Source organism: Aquabacterium sp. (assembly GCF_049274795.1).
Taxonomy (GTDB): domain Bacteria; phylum Pseudomonadota; class Gammaproteobacteria; order Burkholderiales; family Burkholderiaceae_C; genus Aquabacterium.
The window spans coordinates 82,921-102,138 of record NZ_JBASTH010000035.1 but is presented as its reverse complement, the minus strand read 5'-3'; the positions used below and the strand labels follow the sequence as shown (position 1 = coordinate 102,138).

At 67.1% G+C, this 19,218-nt stretch carries 15 protein-coding genes; 3 read left to right on the top strand and 12 right to left on the bottom strand.

Annotation, left to right across the window (positions count from 1 at the left end):
• Nucleotides 1–116: 116 nt before the first annotated feature.
• On the top strand, nucleotides 117–1,256 hold the full coding sequence (locus WAQ08_RS05470) for a GGDEF domain-containing protein (RefSeq protein ID WP_422189764.1): 1,140 nt from the start codon (nucleotides 117–119) through the stop codon (nucleotides 1,254–1,256).
• Nucleotides 1,253–2,164, top strand: coding sequence for a GGDEF domain-containing protein (locus WAQ08_RS05465; RefSeq protein ID WP_422189762.1), 912 nt, complete (start codon nucleotides 1,253–1,255; stop codon nucleotides 2,162–2,164). Before WAQ08_RS05470 ends, WAQ08_RS05465 begins: the two co-directional genes overlap by 4 nt.
• Here WAQ08_RS05465 and WAQ08_RS05460 read toward each other — a convergent pair.
• The gene (locus WAQ08_RS05460) at nucleotides 2,142–3,161 is read right to left on the bottom strand and encodes an alpha/beta hydrolase (protein ID WP_422189760.1); all 1,020 of its coding nucleotides are present in this window, start codon (nucleotides 3,159–3,161) and stop codon (nucleotides 2,142–2,144) included. The genes WAQ08_RS05465 and WAQ08_RS05460 overlap by 23 nt on opposite strands.
• 129 nt (nucleotides 3,162–3,290) lie before the next feature.
• Here WAQ08_RS05460 and WAQ08_RS05455 point away from each other — a divergent pair, with 129 nt between their 5' ends.
• Complete coding sequence (locus WAQ08_RS05455; protein ID WP_422189758.1) at nucleotides 3,291–3,932, top strand: TetR/AcrR family transcriptional regulator; 642 nt, start codon at nucleotides 3,291–3,293, stop codon at nucleotides 3,930–3,932.
• A gap of 13 nt (nucleotides 3,933–3,945) precedes the next feature.
• Here the strand turns inward: WAQ08_RS05455 and WAQ08_RS05450 are convergent, their stop codons facing one another.
• The 11 genes from WAQ08_RS05450 to purB all read right to left on the bottom strand — a co-directional run bounded on the left by WAQ08_RS05450 (nucleotide 3,946) and on the right by purB (nucleotide 19,216).
• On the bottom strand, nucleotides 3,946–4,848 hold the full coding sequence (locus WAQ08_RS05450; protein ID WP_422189756.1) for a fumarylacetoacetate hydrolase family protein: 903 nt from the start codon (nucleotides 4,846–4,848) through the stop codon (nucleotides 3,946–3,948).
• A gap of 52 nt (nucleotides 4,849–4,900) precedes the next feature.
• The gene (locus WAQ08_RS05445) at nucleotides 4,901–5,596 is read right to left on the bottom strand and encodes a CpXC domain-containing protein (RefSeq protein WP_422189754.1); all 696 of its coding nucleotides are present in this window, start codon (nucleotides 5,594–5,596) and stop codon (nucleotides 4,901–4,903) included.
• 26 nt (nucleotides 5,597–5,622) lie between these two features.
• Nucleotides 5,623–10,704 (bottom strand): hypothetical protein, encoded by a 5,082-nt coding sequence (locus WAQ08_RS05440; RefSeq protein ID WP_422189752.1) that lies wholly within the window; start codon nucleotides 10,702–10,704, stop codon nucleotides 5,623–5,625.
• Nucleotides 10,705–10,842: 138 nt separating this feature from the next.
• On the bottom strand, nucleotides 10,843–12,012 hold the full coding sequence (locus WAQ08_RS05435; RefSeq protein WP_422189750.1) for an ABC transporter permease: 1,170 nt from the start codon (nucleotides 12,010–12,012) through the stop codon (nucleotides 10,843–10,845).
• Nucleotides 12,013–12,022: 10 nt separating this feature from the next.
• Nucleotides 12,023–13,183: an ABC transporter permease gene (locus tag WAQ08_RS05430; RefSeq protein WP_422189748.1), complete on the bottom strand. Its 1,161-nt coding sequence runs from the start codon at nucleotides 13,181–13,183 to the stop codon at nucleotides 12,023–12,025.
• Between the two features lie 12 nt (nucleotides 13,184–13,195).
• Entirely contained in the window at nucleotides 13,196–13,918 is a 723-nt protein-coding gene (locus WAQ08_RS05425; protein WP_422189745.1) for an ABC transporter ATP-binding protein, read from the bottom strand.
• Between the two features lies 1 nt (nucleotide 13,919).
• Nucleotides 13,920–15,218: an efflux RND transporter periplasmic adaptor subunit gene (locus tag WAQ08_RS05420; RefSeq protein ID WP_422189743.1), complete on the bottom strand. Its 1,299-nt coding sequence runs from the start codon at nucleotides 15,216–15,218 to the stop codon at nucleotides 13,920–13,922.
• Between the two features lie 123 nt (nucleotides 15,219–15,341).
• Entirely contained in the window at nucleotides 15,342–16,076 is a 735-nt protein-coding gene (locus tag WAQ08_RS05415; protein WP_422189741.1) for a hypothetical protein, read from the bottom strand.
• 73 nt (nucleotides 16,077–16,149) lie between these two features.
• Nucleotides 16,150–16,992, bottom strand: a complete 843-nt coding sequence (gene pyrF, locus WAQ08_RS05410; RefSeq protein ID WP_422189739.1) for an orotidine-5'-phosphate decarboxylase — start codon at nucleotides 16,990–16,992, stop codon at nucleotides 16,150–16,152.
• A gap of 38 nt (nucleotides 16,993–17,030) precedes the next feature.
• Nucleotides 17,031–17,732, bottom strand: coding sequence for a PEP-CTERM sorting domain-containing protein (locus WAQ08_RS05405; RefSeq protein WP_422189737.1), 702 nt, complete (start codon nucleotides 17,730–17,732; stop codon nucleotides 17,031–17,033).
• Nucleotides 17,733–17,848: 116 nt separating this feature from the next.
• Nucleotides 17,849–19,216, bottom strand: coding sequence for an adenylosuccinate lyase (gene purB, locus WAQ08_RS05400; RefSeq protein ID WP_422189735.1), 1,368 nt, complete (start codon nucleotides 19,214–19,216; stop codon nucleotides 17,849–17,851).
• Between the last annotated feature and the right edge of the window lie 2 nt (nucleotides 19,217–19,218).

The following is a 19,218-nucleotide window of genomic DNA, read 5'->3' as shown; positions in this document are numbered from 1 at the left end:
CCATCATACGTCGGACGCTGGGGGAAACCCGGTCAGGCGTTTCCGCCAGACACCTCAAGTCCGGGGCCCGAGCGTCCGAAAACAGGGAAATCCAGGCTCTCGTACCTTCGTGCCCGATGATGGACACCGCTGTCTGCGCCCCCTCTGCCGACCCCGACGCCCCCCGCTGGGGCGACTGGCTGCTGGGCGACGCTCCTGATCAACGCCTCTGGCTGGCACGCCTGCTGCGCGTGGGTGCGCTGTTCCTGGCGCTGGACCTGGCACGCGCCGTGGGCGTGGGGCTGGGCCTGGTGCCACTGCAGGACATGGCGACCCTGCTGGCCTACAACCTGGGCGTGCTGGGCGTGGGCTACGGCCTGATCCGCAGCGGCTGGAGCGCCCGGCTGGATGATCCTTCGCTGACGATGCCGCTGGTGGGCCTGGCCCTGATCAGCATCGTGCTGGGTTACGTGTGGGTGGACGTGGGCCGCGGCGCCCTGCTGCCGCTGGCGGCGGTGGTGCTGGTGCATGGCATGCACCGCCTGACGCCGCGCCAGACCCTGGCCTGGGCCGGCGCCCTGCTGGGGGTGCTGTCGCTGGCGGCCGCCGTGATGGCCCTGCTCTCGCTGCAGGGCCTGAACCTGGCCCAGGAAGCGATCGATCTGGGCGTGGCAGCCCTGGGCCTGCCCGTGCTGGCCGCCGTGGCCGGCCGCGCCCATGCCGTGCTGCAAACACACGCACGCCAGCGGGCCGAACTGCGCCAGTCCCTGGCCCGCCTGGAGGCGCTGACCACCAAGGACGCGCTGACCGGCCTGTCCAACCACCGCCACATGCTGCACCTGCTGGATGTGGAGATCCTGCGCCATTCGCGCCAGGGCCGCGTCTTCAGCGTAGCCTTGCTGGATGTGGACCACTTCGAGCAGATCAACGAGGCCCTGGGCCGTGCCCGTGCCGACGAGGTGCTGCGCCAGCTGGCCCATGTCTCGACCACGCACCTGCGTGCCTCCGACGTGATGGGGCGCTGGGGCGGCGAGGAGTTCATTCTGCTGATGCCGGAAACGGACCTGGCAGGCGGCGTTCGCTCCATGGAGCGCCTGAAGGAAAAGCTGTACACCAAGCTCGGTTTCTACCGTGAAGGCCGTTGGGTGCCCGTGAACTGCTCGGCCGGCGTCACGCGGCACCGCACCGGAGAAACCATCCACCAGACACTGGCGCGCGCCGAACAGGCACTGCGCTCGGCGAAGGCGAACGGCCGCAACCAGGTGGTGTCCTCATGACCTCTACCGAAACCTCTACCGAGCGCAGGCTGCCCGTGGGCGCGCTGATGGGCGCACTGGTCGTGATCGTGGCCGTGTACGCGGGCATTCCGCTGGCACGCAACGCCATGCTGCAGTTGCTGTGCCTGACAGTGGCACTGGGCCTGTTCACGCACTCGCCCCGGCAGGTCACGCAGGTGAGCCTGGCGGCCAGCGGCCTGCTGGCCCTGGCCATGCTGGGTTTGTGGGCCGCGGGCCTGCAGGGCTTCGACCCCATGCGCGACGGCATCAACGGCCTGCTGGCCTGCCTGTTCATGCTGGTGCTGGGCCAGGCCATACACCACTTCAGCGTCAAGCATGAAGAGCTCAGCGAGCAGCAATCCACCATGGCCGACACGCTGGCACGCATGGAGCAACTGGCCACGCGCGATCCACTCACAGGCCTGTTCAACAACCGCCACATGACGGAGCTGATGAACCAGCACGCCAAGCGCGCCGAGCGTGCCGACCTGCCCATGAGCCTGGCGCTGATCGATCTGGACCAGTTCCAGCGCGTCAACGAACGCTTCGGCCACGCGGTGGGCGACGAGGCCCTGGTGGCCGTGGCCCGCATCGCGATGGAAGTGTTCCGTCAGACCGATGTGGTGGGCCGCTGGGGCGGCGAGGAGTTGCTGGTACTGTTCACCGACAGCGAGCCGGAGCAGGCCGTGCAGGGCATCGAGCGCTTCCGCCATCGCATGGAGGCGCAGGACCTGAGCGCCGCCCGCCTGGGCGTGAAGGTGAGCTTCTCTGCCGGCCTGGTGGTCTGGCAGGAGGGCGAGGACATGGACACCACGCTCACGCGGGCGCGCCATGCCCTGCTGCGGGCCAAGCACGAAGGCCGGGACCGCACCATCACCGGCAAGTTCACTCCGCCAAGTTCTTCTTGAAGAAGGCCGTCTGGCGGGCCACCACCTGCTCGAACAGCGGGCCGGTGTAGGGCGAGAAGTGGTCGGCACCGGCCAGCTCCACGTATTCACCATGCTTGAGCTGGGCGGCCACCTTGCGCACACCCTTGACGGGGATCAGCCCGTCCTTCTCTGACGCGATGACGAGCGTGGGCGCCTGGATGCTGTCGGCCGCACCGCCAGGGCTGTAGAAGGGCAGGCTCATGAACACCCGCGCGGCCACCTTGGTGTCGGCCTCCGGCGTGCCTGCGGGCATCAGCTTCTTGTAGCCATCGCACTCCGGGCAGATCAGCGCGGAGAACTGCCCCGGTGCGATGGTGGGCACGTACAGCGGTGTCTCGCTGTCGCTGCGCATCAGGTCACGCAGGGCGTACCAGGCCGCAACAGGCTGGTACTTGAGCGGGAAGGTCAGGCTGCTTTGCCAGCCGTTCACGAAAGGCACCTGCGAGCTGACAGCCTTGACTGCCTCCGGCCGGTCAGCCGCCACCTGCAGCACATGCCCGCCGCTGTACGACGTGCCCCACAGGCCCACGCGCGAGCCATCGACATCCTGGCGCTGGCGCACGGCGTCGATCGCGCTGGACCAGTCCTTCACGTGCTCCTTGCCATTGACCACGCGGCGCGGCTGGCCGCCGCTCTTGCCGAAGCCCCGGTAATCAAAGCGCAGCACCGCAAAGCCAGCCTGTACGAAGCGCTCGGCATAGGGCTTGAGGCCCCAGTCGCGCAGCGCGCCGAAGCCGTGCGCCATCACGATGACGGGCGGCTTGGAGGCGCCCGCAGGCAGCCACAGTTCGCCATCGCAGGTGGTGGCCTGGCACGCGAAGGTGACAGGCACGGTGGTGTGGGCCGCTGTGGCCTGGGCGGTCGCGGGCGCTGCGGGCACGGCCAGACTCGGTTGCGCCTGGCTGCACAGGGGCGCGGCGCCCACCGCCAGGATGAACAGGGCTCGGTGCCACAGGGGCGTGAAGGACATCTGCATGCTTGTACTCCTCGGTCTCTCTTTGGGGATGTCTGACACTGATCTGGTGTTTTGGTACCCACAAGTACCATCAACGGTACGAAAGGGTACCAGCACCACGCGGGTACGGTCAAGTACCATCTAGCCCTGATGACTGCCGATGCGCCCTCTCCTGCCGCCGCACCTTCGCCGCATCGCCTGCGGCTGATCGAGGCCCTGGCGGCCACCCTGGCCGACAAGCCCTATGCCGACACCACCGTGGCGGACGTGGTGGCACGCGCGCACGTCTCCAAGCGCACCTTCTACGAACAGTTCGAGAGCAAGGAGGCCTGCCTGCTGGCCCTGTGCGAGACCATGAGCCAGCAGACGCTGGCCGTGATCGCTGCCGGCTATGACCACGAGGCCGACTGGGTCGAGCAGCTCGAACAAGTTACGCGCGCCTATCTGGGCAGCCTGCAGGCGCAGCCCGCGCTGCTGCGCACCTTGTTCATCGAGCTGTACGCGCTGGGGCCAGCCGGCCTGCAAGCGCGGCGCGGCGTGCAGCGCAGCTTTGCGGATTTCCTGCGCATGCAGGTGGAGATCGCGCGCCTGCGCGAACCCAACAAGCGGCCGCTGGAGCCCACCCTGGCCATGGCCGTGGTGGGCGGCATCACCGAGCTGATCCTGCAAGCAGTGGAAGAAGGCCGCGCCGACCGCCTGGTCGAGCTCACGCCCACGATCACCGCCTTCGTGCAGGCGGTGCTGGAATCACTACTGCCCCTGGAGCACCGTCTGAACGGCGATGCCGCCTGATCAGGCTCGGGCGTCAGGCTTCATCCACGCAGCGCGCCTCGATGGCGCCGAGCTTGTCGATCTCCACGCGCACGACATCACCGTTGCGCAGAAACTTGGGCGGATCGAAGGCCGCGCCCACGCCACTGCAGGTGCCCGTGTAGATCACATCGCCCGGCTCCAGCGTCATCGCCTGGCTCAGTAGCGCGATCTGCGACCACACATCGTGGATCATCAGGCTGGTGTTGCTTTGCTGGCGCAGCTCGCCATTGACCCAGCAGCGCAGGTCCAGCGCGTGCGGATCGCCGCCCAGCTCATCAGCCGTGGTCAGCCAGGGGCCGAAGGGTGCGTGCGTGTCGAACGATTTGCCCAGCGTCCATTGCGAGGTGCGCTTCTGCCAGTCGCGCACGGACACGTCGTTGCCCACGCAGTAGCCGAAGATCACTTCATGCGCGCGCTCACGCGGCACGTGCTTGCAGCGCTGGCCGATCACGGCGACCAGTTCGGCCTCGTAGTCGGTGCGCTCGGACACCTTGGGCAGCACGATGTCGTCATAGGGGCCGTTGATGGCGTGGCCCAGCTTGGTGAACCACAGCTGGTGCTCGGGCACGACGCGGCTCTCGCGGCCCTGGTCACCCACGATCTTCTCGTTGACGTGGTCCAGGTAGTTCAGGCCGATGGCCAACAGCTTCGGGGGGCGCGGCACGGGCGCCAGCAGGTGCAGCTCGGGCAGGCGGGCGTGCGGGGCTTGGTTCAGCAGGGCCTGCACCTGTGGCTGCAGTTGCGCCCAGCGCGCGATCACCTCGGGCATGCCTTCGTGTGCGGCCAGCACCTCGGTGGGCAGGGCCTGGTGCAGCGACACCACGCCTTCATCCCCCACCAGCACGCCGACTTCGATGGCCCCGGATCCGGCCACCTGGAAACTCACCAATCTCATGCGAATGCTCCTGCGGCCACGGGGCCGCCGGCAGCATCGTACCGGCAAGCGCTCAGGCCTGCCGGCCCTGGCCGAGATACTGCTTTTGCATGTCGACGAATGGCCCTTCGGCGGTGGACTGGCGCAAGGCGGCCCAGGCGGCTTCGTCATCGACGATGCCGTCGTACAGCGAGCGTGGCACGCGCAGCCGCTCGATCACCTCGTCGCTCTCGGCCTTCACCCAGCGCAACTCAAGGCTCTCGGGGTCGGCCGTCTCCAGGCGCAGTTCGTTGCCCCGTGCCAATGGCGCATGGTCCAGCCCCTGGATCAGGGCCAGCTTCATCAGTTCCAGCGTGACATCGTCCAGGCCGTGTTCGGCGACCACGAGTTTCTCGCGCAGGGCCGACCAGCCGTACACCAACCGGAGCCGCAGGGCCTCGCCGATCTCGCGCGCCGAAGCGGGCGCCTGCGAACCATAGGCCTTGTCGAACATGGCAATCGCCTCGTCCTCGCCCGCCACCCAGTCGCCAACGTCTTCCAGCGGCTGCACGGAGATCCACTGCCCGCGGGCGATGTCGACATAGCTCAAGCGCGGGTCGAGCCGGAAGCGCTCGCCGCAATGCGGGCAGGCCTCCACCTGGAAGCTGCCATCCAGGATGGCATCGCGCAGGTCGGGGCGGCGGTCGGCGTTCACGCTTTCGGCGGCCTGCATGACGAAGTCCTTACCGCACGCGGGGCAAGTGACGTTCAGGGAACGGAAGATCGACATGAAGTTCTCCTGGGTTCAGGCCCGGCTCAGAGTTTGCTCAGCCACGAGCGGGCCGGGTGGTTCTTGTTCATCTTGCCAGTATGGAAGGCAGCGTACAGTTCGGCGAACCATTCGCCGGGCGCCCGGAACTGGTAGCCCGAGACGGCCTTCTTGCGTGCAGCGAAACTGTAGCTGACCCAGCGGTGCGCGTAGGCCTCCTGGTAGACGCGGCCGTTGATCTGCAGACGCTCGCAGGACGAGGCGTTGTAGTAGACATTCTTGTCATTGCGGATTGAATCGCACCAGGATTCGGCCTCGATACGCCGCCGGTCCCAGATGTCGTCCGCCACGCCCTGGGCCGCCGGCCGCAGGGGCTTCTCACCGGCCAGGTAGGCCTCGATGTAGGCCTGGTCGTACGAGAAATGGGCGGCCGCAGTCTGCGCGATCTCCTTGACGTTGCCACCGTACTCGCGCCAGCCACCGAACTCCTCCTGGCCCGCCCGGCCCTTCATGAAGGCCTGGCGGTCGTCCACGGCGTGGCCGATCTCGTGCAGCGTGGTCCAGCTGAACTTGGTGGGCGGCTCGGTGTCGGCCGGCTTGGAATCCGCATCCACCTCGCCCATCTCCCACTCCTGCGAGATCATGCGTTCGGTCTTGTCCTCTGCCCGGCCCACGCGCAGCTTGAGCTCACGTGTCGAGCTGGAGAACGACGAGGTGCCCACCTCTTCGCCGATGCGCTGTACCTTCGCCATGCTGGGGTTGTCCTTGGTGTGCTCCTTGGGCAAGGCCTTCATCACCTCGTAGAGACGCAGGACGTCGGGCGCGTTCTTGTCCTGGTCGGTGTCGATGTTGTTGCCGTCCTTGTCCGTGAACAGTTCGAGCTGCATGTTGAAGCGCATCTCCAGCGCCTTCTTGCAGACCTTGCGCTTGGCCTGAGCATCGAGCGTCTTGATGACTTCGTCGAGTCGCTTGTCACCATCAGGCTTGTCGAGGATGGCCTTGAGCGCCGCCTCCGAAGGCTCCTTCTGGTCGTGCATGTCGGCCTTGAGCGCAGCGCCCTCGGCGATGTCGGCGGCATCGGACAGCAGCTTCATGGCCTCCGGGTAATCACGCTGCACGGCCTTGGCACCGGCTTCGCCCAGGTAGGCGCGCAGCTCGCCCAGCTCCTTGGCCACGGCGAACCGGGCGGCATGCCTGGCCAGGTCCGTGGCCTGCTGTTCGATCAGACGGCGCTGCCCGGCATAGACCGCGTGCTGCCGGCCGATCTCATCGAGTTCGCGCAGCCCGGCCTGGACCGCGTGCAGCTGGTTCAGCGCGGCCTCGAACACCGTCTGCTCGGCGCTGGCACGCGCCAGCAGCAGTTGCTTGGCCAGCGTGTTCAGCGTGAGAGGCACGTAGGCCGGCTCGGCATGGCGGTTGCGCACATTGGTCAATTCCGTCTCGGCGGCCTTGAGCAGCGCATCCATCGAGGTGAACTGGTCGGCATCTGCACTGGCCTGGGCGCACGCCTTCGTGGCCTGCGCCAACGCCGCCACCACCTGTGCACCCTTGCCTGACTTCAAGGCGGTGTCCGCATCACCCAGCAGCTTGTCGATGCCTTGCAGCCCCTTGTCGAGCAAAGGCAGGCGCCGTTGCTTCAATTGATCGGCCAGCGTCCGCACCGCATGGATCTCGCCCTCCAGGCCATCGAGCGAATCACCCTTGAGTGCGGCAACGCGCTGGCCGGCCTCGTCGATGCCCTGGTGCGCCTGCGCCCGGCTGCGCGCCTCGGTGCCCTTCGATGCAATGGCCAATGCGACCTCGCGGGCCTTGTCAAAGCTCTTGCCATCGGCGAGCTTGCGCGCCAGGGCCAACTGAGCCTCGAGCGCCTTGAGTTCAAGTGCTACCGCCTCCTGACCCGGGAAATCCTTGTGCAACCCATCGACGGCCTCCTGCGCCGTCTTGAGCGCAGCGGTGTAGGTAGCGAAGGCCTCGCCCAGCGCCTTGGGCTTCACGCACCACGCCGTGGCCTTGGTCAGCAAGGGCGCAGCGGTTTCGAAGTTGCGCGCATCGGCCAGCGTGCCGGCCTTGGCCATGAAGTTCTCTACCGTGGCGATGTCGTCCTTGACTGCATCGCAGGCCACGGACTTCAGGCCGTTCAGCGCAGTCAGGGCCTTCTGGCGCTTGACCTCATGCAGATCATGCGCCTCGAGCGCCTTCTTGGCGGCCAGGATGGCCCAGTAGATCGTCCAGACCATGTTCTCGGCCTGCTTGAACTGCCGGCGGTCGAACGCGTCCTTCAGGTTGACCAGCTTGGCCTGGATCAACTGGTAGTCGGCCGCGACGGGCGGCTTGTTCTTGATGGCGCCGATTTCATCGAGGATGTACTTCTTCTCGATCTTGCGCGCCTGGTTGCAGTAGCCCAGCCGGGTGACCAGGTCATTGCCCTCCGCCGCAGCCTTGCGCAGGGCCGTGAGCGCGGCCGGCACGTCCTTGCTTGCGGTCAGCGTGTCGTCGGCGGCCGTGACGTCGCCCTTGAACTTTCCGACTTCGACATCCAGCGCGGCCAGGCCCTTGGGCGTGTCCAGCTTGTCCAGTGCGGCCTGGATGTCCCCTGTGCGCAGGGTCTGGTAGTCGTCATAGCGCTTGGACAGGCCTTCGGCCTCGATCATCTTCTGCTCGGCAGAGGTGAGCGTCCCCTGGGCCGCCGCGTAGTCGTACTGGTCGGCCTGCGCCAGCGCGTCGGACAGACGCTGGTCGATGTCATCGAGCCGATCGTCCAGAACGGCCACCGAAGGCTCACTGCGCAACGCGGTGGCACGCTGCTCGATGCCCTGGTGCAGGCCGTCGATGATCTTGCGCAGGTCGACCCAGCGGACCACGTTGACGCAGTCGGCGATGGCCTCCCTCAGCAGTTGCCTGGCCCCATCGTAGTCCGGGGGGGAGGCATTCGCCAGTGTCCTGGCCTGATCGCCCTTGGCCTTGGCATCGTCCAGCGTGTCGCCGAAGTGATCGTCGGTGTCGAAGCCCTTGGCTTCTCGGAGAATGCCCTCGAACTCGTCATGGGCCGCGTCGTAGTCCGTGTCCAGCGCGTTGATGGCGGGCTCGGCTTCGTTCGACCATCCCTCGACCACCTTCTGGTTGTCGATCACGTTCTGCGCACGCATGCAGCGATCCATGGCACCATCAAGGTCCTTGGTCGCGCCTTCGAAGTCCAGCAACAGCTCCTTGGCGGACGCGGAGATCAGCAGAGTATCGACCTCGGCCAACACATCGGCGGCATGGGCCTGGTAGCCGGTGGCCACCAGATCGGACTGCTTGTCCGTGACCTCCTTGCGTCGCGTCTTGTAGGCCACGCACTGGTTCGCCAGGACGAGTGCCTTGCCGGCTTGTTCGTTGATGCTCTTGCACACGTTGCCGGCTGTGACGTACTCACGCGCATTGCGGCGCCCTTCGGCGAAGAGCAGATCGGCTCGCATGCGTGTCAGGGGCTCGGTGATGCCGGATGCGCCTGCGTGCACGGCCAAATCCTGGATGTGCTTCTGGGCTGCGCGGTAGTCGGTCCTGAACTCCTTGAACTGGCCGATGATCTTGAACAAGGCGCCCAGCTTGCCGCCGACACGCTCCAGCAGACTGACAGACGCGACATAGTTGTTGGTCTTGTCGTACTTCGCGCTTTCGAACAGGGCCTCCACCTCCGGCATGTAGGGGCCGACTTCGTAGACGCTGGTCCAGCTTTTCGCGTTGGAGATGCTGGTGGTCTGCTTGAGCAGCATCGCGTCATAGGCGCCGGCCTGTTTGACCAGCCAGGCCGCATCGATGCAGTTCTTGGGCAGCTCGTTGAGCAGGGCCACGGCCTGCGGCAGCTCGGTGGCCGCCGCATGGTTCTTGGCCTTGGCCAGCTTCTCTCTCGCGGCAGTCACCAGGGCCTGCGCGGGCGGCTGGGGCGAGTCCGTGAGCGCCGCCACGCGGCGTTCGCGATCGGCCAGCACATGAGTGTAGTGGGCATGCTGGTCGGCCAGCGACTCCGCTTCCGCGCAGGCCAGCGCAACGGCGGGCAGTGCCGCCATCGCCTTGTCATGCTCATGCCCGTCTGCCAGCGCGCGGGCCTTGGCCAGGCTGTCCTTCGCCGCATCGATCTTGCCTTTGACGAAATCCACCGTGGCCTTCGCATGGCTTTCCAATGCCGTGATGCGGCTGTCGAGCAGTTGCCAATCCGCGTCAAAGGCCTGCTTGCGCTGAACCAGCGTCGCCACGGCCTTCTCCAGCTTCCCTGCTTCTTCGCTCGCCTTGGCGACGGCCTCGTCGAGTTTCACGGGGTCGGGCTGATCATCCAGCGCCAGGGACTGCTCGATCGCATCGAACTGTTGCGCCAGGGCAGGTGGCAAGGTGCCCAGGTCCACCAGGGCCTGGGCCTTCAAGGCGGCCACGGCAAGCTGTGTGTTTTGAACGCCCTGCCGAGCCTGCGCCAGGGCCTTCACTTGCTCAGGGTCCGGCTGGAGAGGCACCTGTTCATCCGATTCGACCTCGTCGCTTTCATGCAGGGCCAGCGCCAGTTCAGCCTCCAGCTCATCAAGGGCATCCTTGGCGGCCACGAAATCCTTGCGCTGGGCCGCAGCGATGGCCGCGGCATTGAGCCGCTTGATGGCCTCGGCCGGCTCGCCGCCCTTGCCCACAGCCTGCTTGATGTCGTTCAGCAGGGACGACAAGCGCGCCTTGAAGGCCTCGCCTTCTTTCCCTTTGTCGGGGCCTTTGACGGGCTCCTTGCCCGTGCCCTTGTCCGGCTGCACCGTCGAAGACTGCTCCGCCAATTCCTCGCGGACTTTGCCCACCGCCTCCTTCAGGGCGGTCAGCGCTTCGCCCACCTGCATCAGGCGAGCCGACCGCGCTGCGGCATCGGGCAGGTCATCCAGGCCTTTCAACTGCCCATCCAGGGCCAGTGCACGCTGCGCCAGCGGTGCACGCAGGGCCGCAGGTTCGATCCCCGACAGCAGCTGTGCAAGCGATGCCAGGCTCGCTCGCAACTGCTGCGCCGCGGCAGCCACCTTGCGGTCCGCCTGCGACGTGTCTGGCACTGGCGGGGTCGATGGCGTGCTGACGCCGCGGATCTTCTGCAGCAACTGGCCAACGGTAGAGCGCGGCGTGGGCATGACTGGCTCCCCCTTCAGGTTTGTGTGTGGGACGACATCGGGTACAGCGCATGAGCATCGCATCGCCCTGCCCCTCGAATCCCCCTGGATTTAGGGGGTCAGCATGCGCCGAATCAGACAGATCCGATCAACCGGCCGTCAGGCTTCGCGCAGGCAATCCACGATCTTGAGCCGCGCCGCGCGCCACGCCGGCACGAAGCCGCCCAGCAACCCCATCACCAAGGCGAACACCAGCGTCTGCACGACGATGGCCGGTGTGAGCTTGAACTGGAAAGCCAGCTCCGAGAAGGTCTGGAAGTTCACCGTGGAGATGTTCACCGTCTGCATCAGCGAGGCCGCGCCCAGGCCCATCACCCCGCCCACCAGCGACAGCAGCAGCGATTCGGCCATGAAGCCGGCCAGCACCGCGCCGCGCCGAAAGCCCAGCGCCCGCAAGGTGCCGATCTCGCCCACGCGCGAGGCCACCGAGGCGAACATCGTGATCATCGCGCCCACGATGGCGCCAATCGAGAAGATGATGGACAGCGCCAGCCCCAGGATGCGGATGAAGGTGGCCAGCGCCTCGGATTGCTCGGCATAGAACTGGCGCTCGGGCTTGGCCTCCAGCGTGAGGCGCGGATCCTTCTCGATCTGCGCCTTCAGCCGCTCGAAGTTCGACACATCGGCCAGCCGGAAGACCATGCTGGAGAACACCTGCCGCCGGAAGGCCTGCATCATCTGGTCGGCATCGCCCCAGATCTCCGAATCGAAGCCGCTGCCGCTGGCATCGAACACGCCCACCACCGTCCAGTCGCGCCCGGCGAAGCGCAAGGTCTCGCCCAGGCCCGCGCCCGCGAAGCCCGAGGCCACCGCGCGGCCGGTCACGATCTCGCTGGTGCCGGGGCGGAACATGCGCCCTTCAGTGAAACGCACCTGTGGCCGCAACCCCAGCCCGGCCATCGAGGTGCCGCGCACCGTCACGTTGCTGGGCTTGCCCGTGCCGCGCTTGGGCAGGGTGTTGAGCACCACGGGCTCGCGCGACACCAGCCGGCGACCGTCACCATCGGTGGCGATACCGGGCAGGCTCTCGATCACGGCCGCCTGGTCACGCGAGATCAGCGAGTTGATCTCAGCGCCAGCCCCCTTGCGCAGCACCATCACGTTGTCGGGCTGGCCGGTGGCCACCAAGGTGGCACGGATGCCCTCGCTCATCATCAGCACGGTGGCGAACACATAGACCACCAGCGCCATGCCGCCGGCCGTGAGCAAGGTGGTCACACGCCGCACCCACAGGTTGCGGGCGATGTAGCTCCAGGGCAGTGCCTTCATGCCGTGCCCTTCATGCCACGTGCCTCAGGCCCTGCACGATGTCGATGCGCGACATCTTCCAGGCCGGCCAGGCCGCCGCCACCACACCCACGATCACGCAGGCCAGCACCTGCAGCATCAAGGTGGTGCCCGACACGTTGAACACCGGGAACAGCGTGCCCACCGCGCCCACGAAGGCCTTGGCCACGGGGAAGGTGGCCGCCACGCCCAGCCCGCCGCCGATCAGCGCGATCAGCAGGCTCTCGCCGAACAGCAGCCGCACCACGAAGCCGGGGCTGAAGCCCAGGGCCTTGAGCGTGGCGTACTCGGCCAGGCGCTCGCGCGCGGTCATCGTCATCGTGTTGGCCATCACAGCCATGATGATCAGGATGATGATGAAGCTCACCGCCTGCACAGCCAGCAGGATGGCTTCGCTCATCGACACGAAGCTGAGCTGGAAGGCCTTCTCCGTCTCAGTCAGCGTCTCGGCCAGCGAGTTGTGGAACAGCGTGTCGATGCGGCGCGAGACCTGGGGCGCGTCATCGGGGTTGTGGATGCCGACCACGTACACGCCCACGTAATCGGCGCTGCTCTTGGCACCCGTCACGCGCACGGCCTCGGACAGGCGCTTCCAGTGGATGAACATCTGCTGCTCGTCCGTCTTGACGTCCTTGCCTTCGTAGATGCCGCGGATCGTGAAGCTCCAGGTGCCCGGGTAGATGGTGCCGCGCAAGGCCACCGTGTCCCCCACCTTCCAGCCGAACTTGCCCGCCAGCTTGCGCCCGACCACACAGCCCTGGCGGTCACGCAGGAAGTCCGCCTTCTCCTTGTCCGTCAGCTGGAACTCGGGGTAGAGCTTGAGGTAGCTCTCCGGGTCCACCGCGAACTGCGCGAAGAAGTTGCGCTCGGTGATGTAGATGCCGCCGAACCAGTTGGCCCACGAGATGCTCTTGACGCCCTCCACCGCGCGGATGCGCTCGGCGTAATTGAGTGGCAGCGGGAAGGTCAAAGAGATCGCGCTGCGCGTCACCAGCCGCGCGCTCGACGATGCATCCACCCCCGCATACCAGGCATCGACCACCGTGCGCAGCAGCCCGAAGGCGCAAATGGCCACCACCAGCCCCACCATGGTCAGCAGGGTGCGCAGGCGGTGCCTGAAGGCGTTGCGCAGCAGCAGCTTGAAAAGGAACATGCGCGGCCTGCGTCAGTGCCCGGCCTGGCGGGGCATCTCGTCGTCAGGCACCAGCACGCCTTTTTCCAGGTGGATCAGGCGGCCGGCGCGCGAAGCGGCTTTCGGGTCGTGCGTGACCATCACGATGGTCTTGCCCAGGTCGCGCTGCAGCTGCTGCAGCAGGTTCAGCACTTCCTCACCTGTGGTGCGGTCCAGGTCACCCGTGGGCTCATCAGCCACGATCAGGGCTGGGTCGGCCACCAGCGCGCGAGCAATGGCCACGCGCTGCTGCTGCCCACCGGAGAGCTCGTTGGGATAGTGGTCCACACGGTCACCCAGGCGCACCATGTCCAGTGCCGCGGCCACGTGCTCATGGCGCTGGCGGCGCGACAGGCTGGTCAACAGCAGCGGCAACTCCACGTTCTCGAAAGCCGTGAGCACGGGCATCAGGTTGTAGAACTGGAAGATGAAACCGACGTGGCTGGCGCGCCAGTCGGCCAGCTCGCCTTCGTTCAAGGTGGCGATGTCCACGCCGCCGATCTCGATGCAGCCGGAGGTGGGCTGGTCGATGCCCGCGATCAAGTTGAGCAGCGTGCTCTTGCCCGAGCCGCTGGGCCCCATCAGCGCGACGAACTCGCCAGCCTGAACATCAAGGTGGATGTCTTCCAGCACGGGGATGTGCTGGCCGCCCCGTTGGTACGACTTGCTCAGGTTGCGGATACGGATCAGCGCCGTGCTGTCATCAAGGCCTGCCATGTCACTTCTCGGCCTGCTTGACGGTGGCGCCGTCGTGCAGCTTGGCAGGCGGCGCCAGCACCACCTTGTCGCCAGACTTGATCGCGTTGGCCGCCACGGGCGCAATCTCCAGCACCTCGCCGATGGTGCGGCCGGCCTTCACGGCCACGGGCGATGCCGTCATCACGGGCGCGTCCAACGGCCCGCTGCTGGTGATGCGCCACACGGCCTTGCCGCCCTCACGCTCGACCACGGCCTGCGCGTTCACGCCCAGCACGGGCTTCTGGTCGGCCTCCGTCACCGGCTTGGACAGGAAGCTCACCTTGGCGCTCATCTCCGGCAGCACGCGCGCATCGAGCTTGTCGAAACGGATCTTGGTCATCACCGTGGCCTTGGCGCGGTCCACCGTGGGCACGATGCCGCCCACCGTGCCCCTGAAGCGTACATCGGGCAGCGCATCGAGCACGATCTCCACCGGCTGGCCGATGCGCACCTTGGCCAGGCTGCTCTCGGACACATCGGCTTCGACCTCCAGCGTGCCCATGTCGGCCATGGTCAGCACCGCGCCCTGCGAGCCGGCCGCGTTGGAGAACGGCGTGATGATGTCGCCCACATTGGCGTTCTTGACCAGCACCACGCCATCGAAGGGCGCACGGATCTCGGTGAAGTCCTGGTTGACCTGCTGCACCTTGCGCTGCGCTTGCGCGGCTGACACGCCGGCTTGAGCGGCGGCCACACTGGCCTGCGCGGCATTGGCGCGTGTCTGCGCGGCATCCACGGCCTGCGGCGAGATGAAGCTCTGGGCTTGCAGGCCCTTGCTGCGCGCCAGTTCGGCCTGGGCGTTGGTGTTCTCGGCCTGGGCCTGGCGCAGCCCGGCCTCGGCCTGACGGATGCCCGCTTCGGCCGCGGCAATGGCGGCCTGCACGTCGCTGGCGTCCAGCCGCGCGATGACCTCGTCCTTCTTCACGCGCGAGCCTTCACGCACCATCAGCTCCACCAGGCGCCCGGTGGCCTTGGACGCGACCGCCGCACGCCGTTGTGCCACCACGTAGCCCGAGGCAGTCAGTTCAACGTACTGCTGCGAAGGCGTGGTCGAGACGACAGCGGCCGTCTGCACCGGCACGGCACGTGGCGCGAACAGCCAGGCACCGCCCGCGGCCACCACGATGGCGCCAGTGGCCCACAAGCCCCAATGCGGCACACGCTTGCGGCCAGCCTTGGCCGCACCACGGTCGATGCGGAGCTGAGACAGCGACGCCGCGGCCGATGCGGGCGAAGGTGACGGGCTGGACGGCTGGTTGGGTGTGGCGGGCTCGGCCATGGGATGAGGGTGATCGGTCAGGATGCCCGATTGTGGGCCATCCTCAAGCTATCGTCCCGCCTCGCCACGAGAGCGCCCTGCCCTCACAGCTCACCCGCGTCAACACGACTCAGGCCGTGCGACTCAAGCCCACTGGCTCACTGGTACGTCCACCCACACCGCGCGGGCCAGGCCGATCAGGCGGCCATCTTCACCATAGATGGCCGAGCCGGCCAGGTGCTTGCGGCCTTCGCCACCCAGCGACCAGCCCAGCGCCACGCAGCGCTCACCGGCTTGCGCCGTGCCCGGCAGGCTGGCGCTCAACTCACCCAGCACACAGGTCAGGCCTTCCGGGCGCGGGAACACGGCAAAGGCCCCGGTGCAATCCAGCGCAGCCCACACGAACTCCGGGCGCACCGCGCCGTGCTCATCGACCAACGAGGCATCGGGCAACCAGCTCGAGGCCACCACCGCGCCATCGCCCAGCGCGCCAGGGAAGATGCGCAGGCCATCGCCCACGGCACGGTCCGGCCCGCACACGAAGCAGCCAGGGAAGGCATGCGTCTTGAAGCCCAGGTAGGACGCCATCGCGGCCTCGGCCCGCTCGACGCCAGGCCAGGCCGGCACGTCCATCGACAGCTCGGCGCGGCGGCCCTCGCCCAGCAGCGTGTCGCCATGGAAGAGCTGCGACTGCCCCTCGGCCGACTCCAGCCGCAAGACCGTTGCCAGCGGGGGCGGCGCCTTCAGGCGCACGGTGACCCAGCCACCTTCCGTCATCACGGGTGCCGCGATGCGGCCCGCCACATACCCGCCATTGCCCGAACGGGGCGGCCCGCAGAAACGGGAGGCGATCTCGACATGCTCAGTGTGTTTCGTCATCACAGCAACTTCCTGGGATGGGGAAACCCATCAGGCAGTGTGCTGCTGCCTGTCAGGGGTGATTGGTTCAGTGTCAGCGGGCCGCGTTCAGCGTCTCGCGCGTTGCCAGCGCCACGCGGCGGGCCTCACTGGCGAAGTCATCAAGGCCGCTGCCAGCGTACAACACCGCACGCGAACTGCTGACGATGATCGGGCCGGTCACCGCACCATCGGCACCGACACGCAGGCCGGCCTTCACCGTGGCCACGGCATCGCCGCCCTGCGCCCCGATGCCCGGGATCAGGAAGGGCACGGTCGGCGCGAGCTCGCGCACCCGCGCGATTTCCTGCGGGAAGGTCGCCCCCACCACCAGGCCGATCTGGCCATTGGTGTTCCACGGGCCCTGCGCCTGCGTGGCCACGTGCTCGTACAGGCGTGGCTGGCCGGGCACATCGGCCAGGCGCTGGTTCTGCAGGTCGGAGCCGCCCGGGTTGGACGTGCGGCACAGCAGGATCACGCCCTTGCCCGGGTAGCGCAGAAAGGGCTCGATCGTGTCGAAGCCCATGAAGGGCGACAGCGTCACGGCATCGGCCTGATAACGTTCGAAGGCCTCGCGCGCGTACTGCTCGGCCGTGCTGCCGATGTCACCGCGCTTGGCGTCCAGGATCACGGGCACATGCGGCGCCACGCGCTTGATGTGGGCCATCAGGCGCTCGAGCTGGTCTTCAGCGCGGTGCGCGGCGAAGTAGGCGATCTGCGGCTTGAACGAGCCGACCAAGTCCTTCGTGGCATCGACGATGGCGGCGCAGAAATCGTAGATGCGGTCGGGCTGGCCCTTCCAGGCACCCGGCAGCTTGGAAGGCTCCGGGTCCAGGCCCACGCAAAGCAAGGAGTCGTTGAGGCGCTGTGCTTGCGCGAGCTGGTCGATGAAGGTCATGGCGCCATTTTACCGGCGCCCCTGCCCTCACGCCATGCTCAGGCTGCGCGGCGGCGGGCCACCAGCCCAGCCACGATCAGGCCCGACAGCGCCAGGGCGTAGGTCTGCGGCTCTGGCACCGGCGCAGGGGCAAAGGTGCTGAACGTAGGCGACGGGTCCTGCCCGGCGCCCCCCAGCAGATCGTAAAAGGCAGACTGGCTGTACGAGGTCGCGTCGGTGCGCAGGAAGAAGAAACGCGACTGCGCACCCGCATCCACCGAGCCATCGAACAGGAAGTTGATGGCGCCCAAGGGGTAGGCCGCTTCGTTGAACAACCGCGCGGTCACGGGTGCCACCGTGCCCAGGCCATCGATGTGCCAGTCGGCATCCTTGATGGCGTCGTAGCCGAAGTTGATCAAGCGCAGCGCCACCACGCCCGTCGTGCCCGTGGACACGCTGTCCACATCGACCTTCCAGATGAAATCGAGCGTGCCCGTGGCGTCTTCGCGCACCACGCGGTTCTGCACGGTGCCGGTGATGCCCTGGAAGCTGAAGGGAGTGATGACGTCTTCGAGCACCGTGCCGGCCAGTTCAGGCCGCAGGGCCACGGTCGTGCCCGGCAGGGTGGTGTTCGCGAAATTGGCCGGCGAGACGGGCTCGGTCAAGGCCACGGCCTGCACGGACGTGTGGGCCAGCAGGGATGCACCAGCCATCAAGGCCAGGGCGATGGAACGAAGCGAGGCAGCGGAAAGGTGAGACATGGAAGGCTCCTTTGATGTCGACGTGATGAAGGTGTCGACACTGTAGGAAGCCCGCCCGCCGGCCACCTCCCTACGGCTAGGGACGCGGCCGGTTCAGTCTAGGGGGCCGATGCGCTTCAGATGCGCTTGGCCAGCGATTCGGCCGTGCCCACGTAGTTGCCGGGCGTCATCGCCAGCAGGCGCTGCTTCTCGGCCTCGGGCAGCTCCAGCGTCTGGATGAAGGCCTGGATGGATTCACGCGTGATGGCCTTGCCGCGCGTCAGCTCCTTCAGGCGCTCGTAGGGGTTGGGCAGCGCGTAGCGGCGCATCACCGTCTGGATGGGCTCGGCCAGCACTTCCCACGAGGCTTCGAGGTCGTCGCCCAGGGCCTGCGGGTTCACTTCCAGCTTGCCCAGGCCGCGCGCCAGGCTGTCGTAGGCCAGCACGGCGTAGCCCAGGGCCACGCCCATGTTGCGCAGCACGGTGGAGTCGGTCAGGTCACGCTGCCAGCGGCTGATGGGCAGTTTCTGGCTCAGGTGCGTCAGCACGGCGTTGGCCAGGCCCAGATTGCCTTCGGCGTTCTCGAAGTCGATCGGATTGACCTTGTGCGGCATCGTGCTGGAGCCGATCTCGCCCGTCTTGGTGCGCTGCTTGAAGTAGCCCAGGCTGATGTAGCCCCACACGTCGCGCGACCAGTCGATCAGGATGGTGTTGGTGCGCGTGACGGCATCGAACAGCTCGGCCATGTAGTCGTGCGGCTCGATCTGGATCGTGTAGGGGTTAAAGGTCAGGCCCAGTTGCTGCTCGATCACGGCCTGGCTGAAGGCTTCCCAGTTCTTGTCGGGGTAGGCCGACAGGTGGGCGTTGTAGTTGCCCACGGCGCCGTTCATCTTGGCCAGCAGCTTGACACTGGCGATGCGCTCGCGGGCGTTGACCAGGCGGGCCACCACGTTGGCGATTTCCTTGCCCACGGTGGTGGGGCTGGCGGTCTGGCCGTGCGTGCGGCTGAGCATGGGCAGCGCGGCCAGCTCGTGCGCCATGGTGCGCAGCGTGCCGATCACGCCGTCGATGGTGGGCAGCAGCACTTCATCACGGGCGGCCTTGAGCATCAGGCCGTGGCTGGTGTTGTTGATGTCCTCGCTGGTGCAGGCGAAGTGCACGAACTCACCGGCCTTTTCCAGCTCGGTGTGGCCGGCGAACTTCGACTTGATCCAGTACTCCACGGCCTTCACGTCGTGGTTGGTCGTCTTCTCGATGTCCTTGATGGCCTGGGCATCGGCCTCGGCGAAGTTGCTCACCAGCGCGCGCGCCGTCTGGCGTGCCGCGTCAGACAGGGGCGCGAACTCGGGCAGGCCGGCATCGCTCAAGGCGATGAACCACTCGATCTCGACCTGCACGCGGCGGTGCATCAGGCCAAACTCGGACAACAGGGGGCGCAGGGCCGACACCTTGGCGGCGTAGCGGCCGTCGAGCGGCGAAAGAGCGGTCAGGGCAGAGAGCGTCATGG

Excerpts from the sequence above, each read along its gene's own strand:
- WAQ08_RS05430 (WP_422189748.1), bottom strand. The coding sequence starts at position 13,183 with ATGTTCCTTTTCAAGCTGCTGCTGCGCAACGCCTTCAGGCACCGCCTG.
- WAQ08_RS05420 (WP_422189743.1), bottom strand. The coding sequence starts at position 15,218 with ATGGCCGAGCCCGCCACACCCAACCAGCCGTCCAGCCCGTCACCTTCG.
- WAQ08_RS05440 (WP_422189752.1), bottom strand. The coding sequence starts at position 10,704 with ATGCCCACGCCGCGCTCTACCGTTGGCCAGTTGCTGCAGAAGATCCGC.
- WAQ08_RS05450 (WP_422189756.1), bottom strand. The coding sequence starts at position 4,848 with ATGAGATTGGTGAGTTTCCAGGTGGCCGGATCCGGGGCCATCGAAGTC.
- WAQ08_RS05425 (WP_422189745.1), bottom strand. The coding sequence starts at position 13,918 with ATGGCAGGCCTTGATGACAGCACGGCGCTGATCCGTATCCGCAACCTG.
- WAQ08_RS05465 (WP_422189762.1), top strand. The coding sequence starts at position 1,253 with ATGACCTCTACCGAAACCTCTACCGAGCGCAGGCTGCCCGTGGGCGCG.
- WAQ08_RS05445 (WP_422189754.1), bottom strand. The coding sequence starts at position 5,596 with ATGTCGATCTTCCGTTCCCTGAACGTCACTTGCCCCGCGTGCGGTAAG.
- purB (WP_422189735.1), bottom strand. The coding sequence starts at position 19,216 with ATGACGCTCTCTGCCCTGACCGCTCTTTCGCCGCTCGACGGCCGCTAC.
- WAQ08_RS05435 (WP_422189750.1), bottom strand. The coding sequence starts at position 12,012 with ATGAAGGCACTGCCCTGGAGCTACATCGCCCGCAACCTGTGGGTGCGG.
- pyrF (WP_422189739.1), bottom strand. The coding sequence starts at position 16,992 with ATGACCTTCATCGACCAGCTCGCGCAAGCACAGCGCCTCAACGACTCC.
- WAQ08_RS05415 (WP_422189741.1), bottom strand. The coding sequence starts at position 16,076 with ATGACGAAACACACTGAGCATGTCGAGATCGCCTCCCGTTTCTGCGGG.
- WAQ08_RS05455 (WP_422189758.1), top strand. The coding sequence starts at position 3,291 with ATGACTGCCGATGCGCCCTCTCCTGCCGCCGCACCTTCGCCGCATCGC.
- WAQ08_RS05405 (WP_422189737.1), bottom strand. The coding sequence starts at position 17,732 with ATGTCTCACCTTTCCGCTGCCTCGCTTCGTTCCATCGCCCTGGCCTTG.
- WAQ08_RS05470 (WP_422189764.1), top strand. The coding sequence starts at position 117 with ATGATGGACACCGCTGTCTGCGCCCCCTCTGCCGACCCCGACGCCCCC.
- WAQ08_RS05460 (WP_422189760.1), bottom strand. The coding sequence starts at position 3,161 with ATGCAGATGTCCTTCACGCCCCTGTGGCACCGAGCCCTGTTCATCCTG.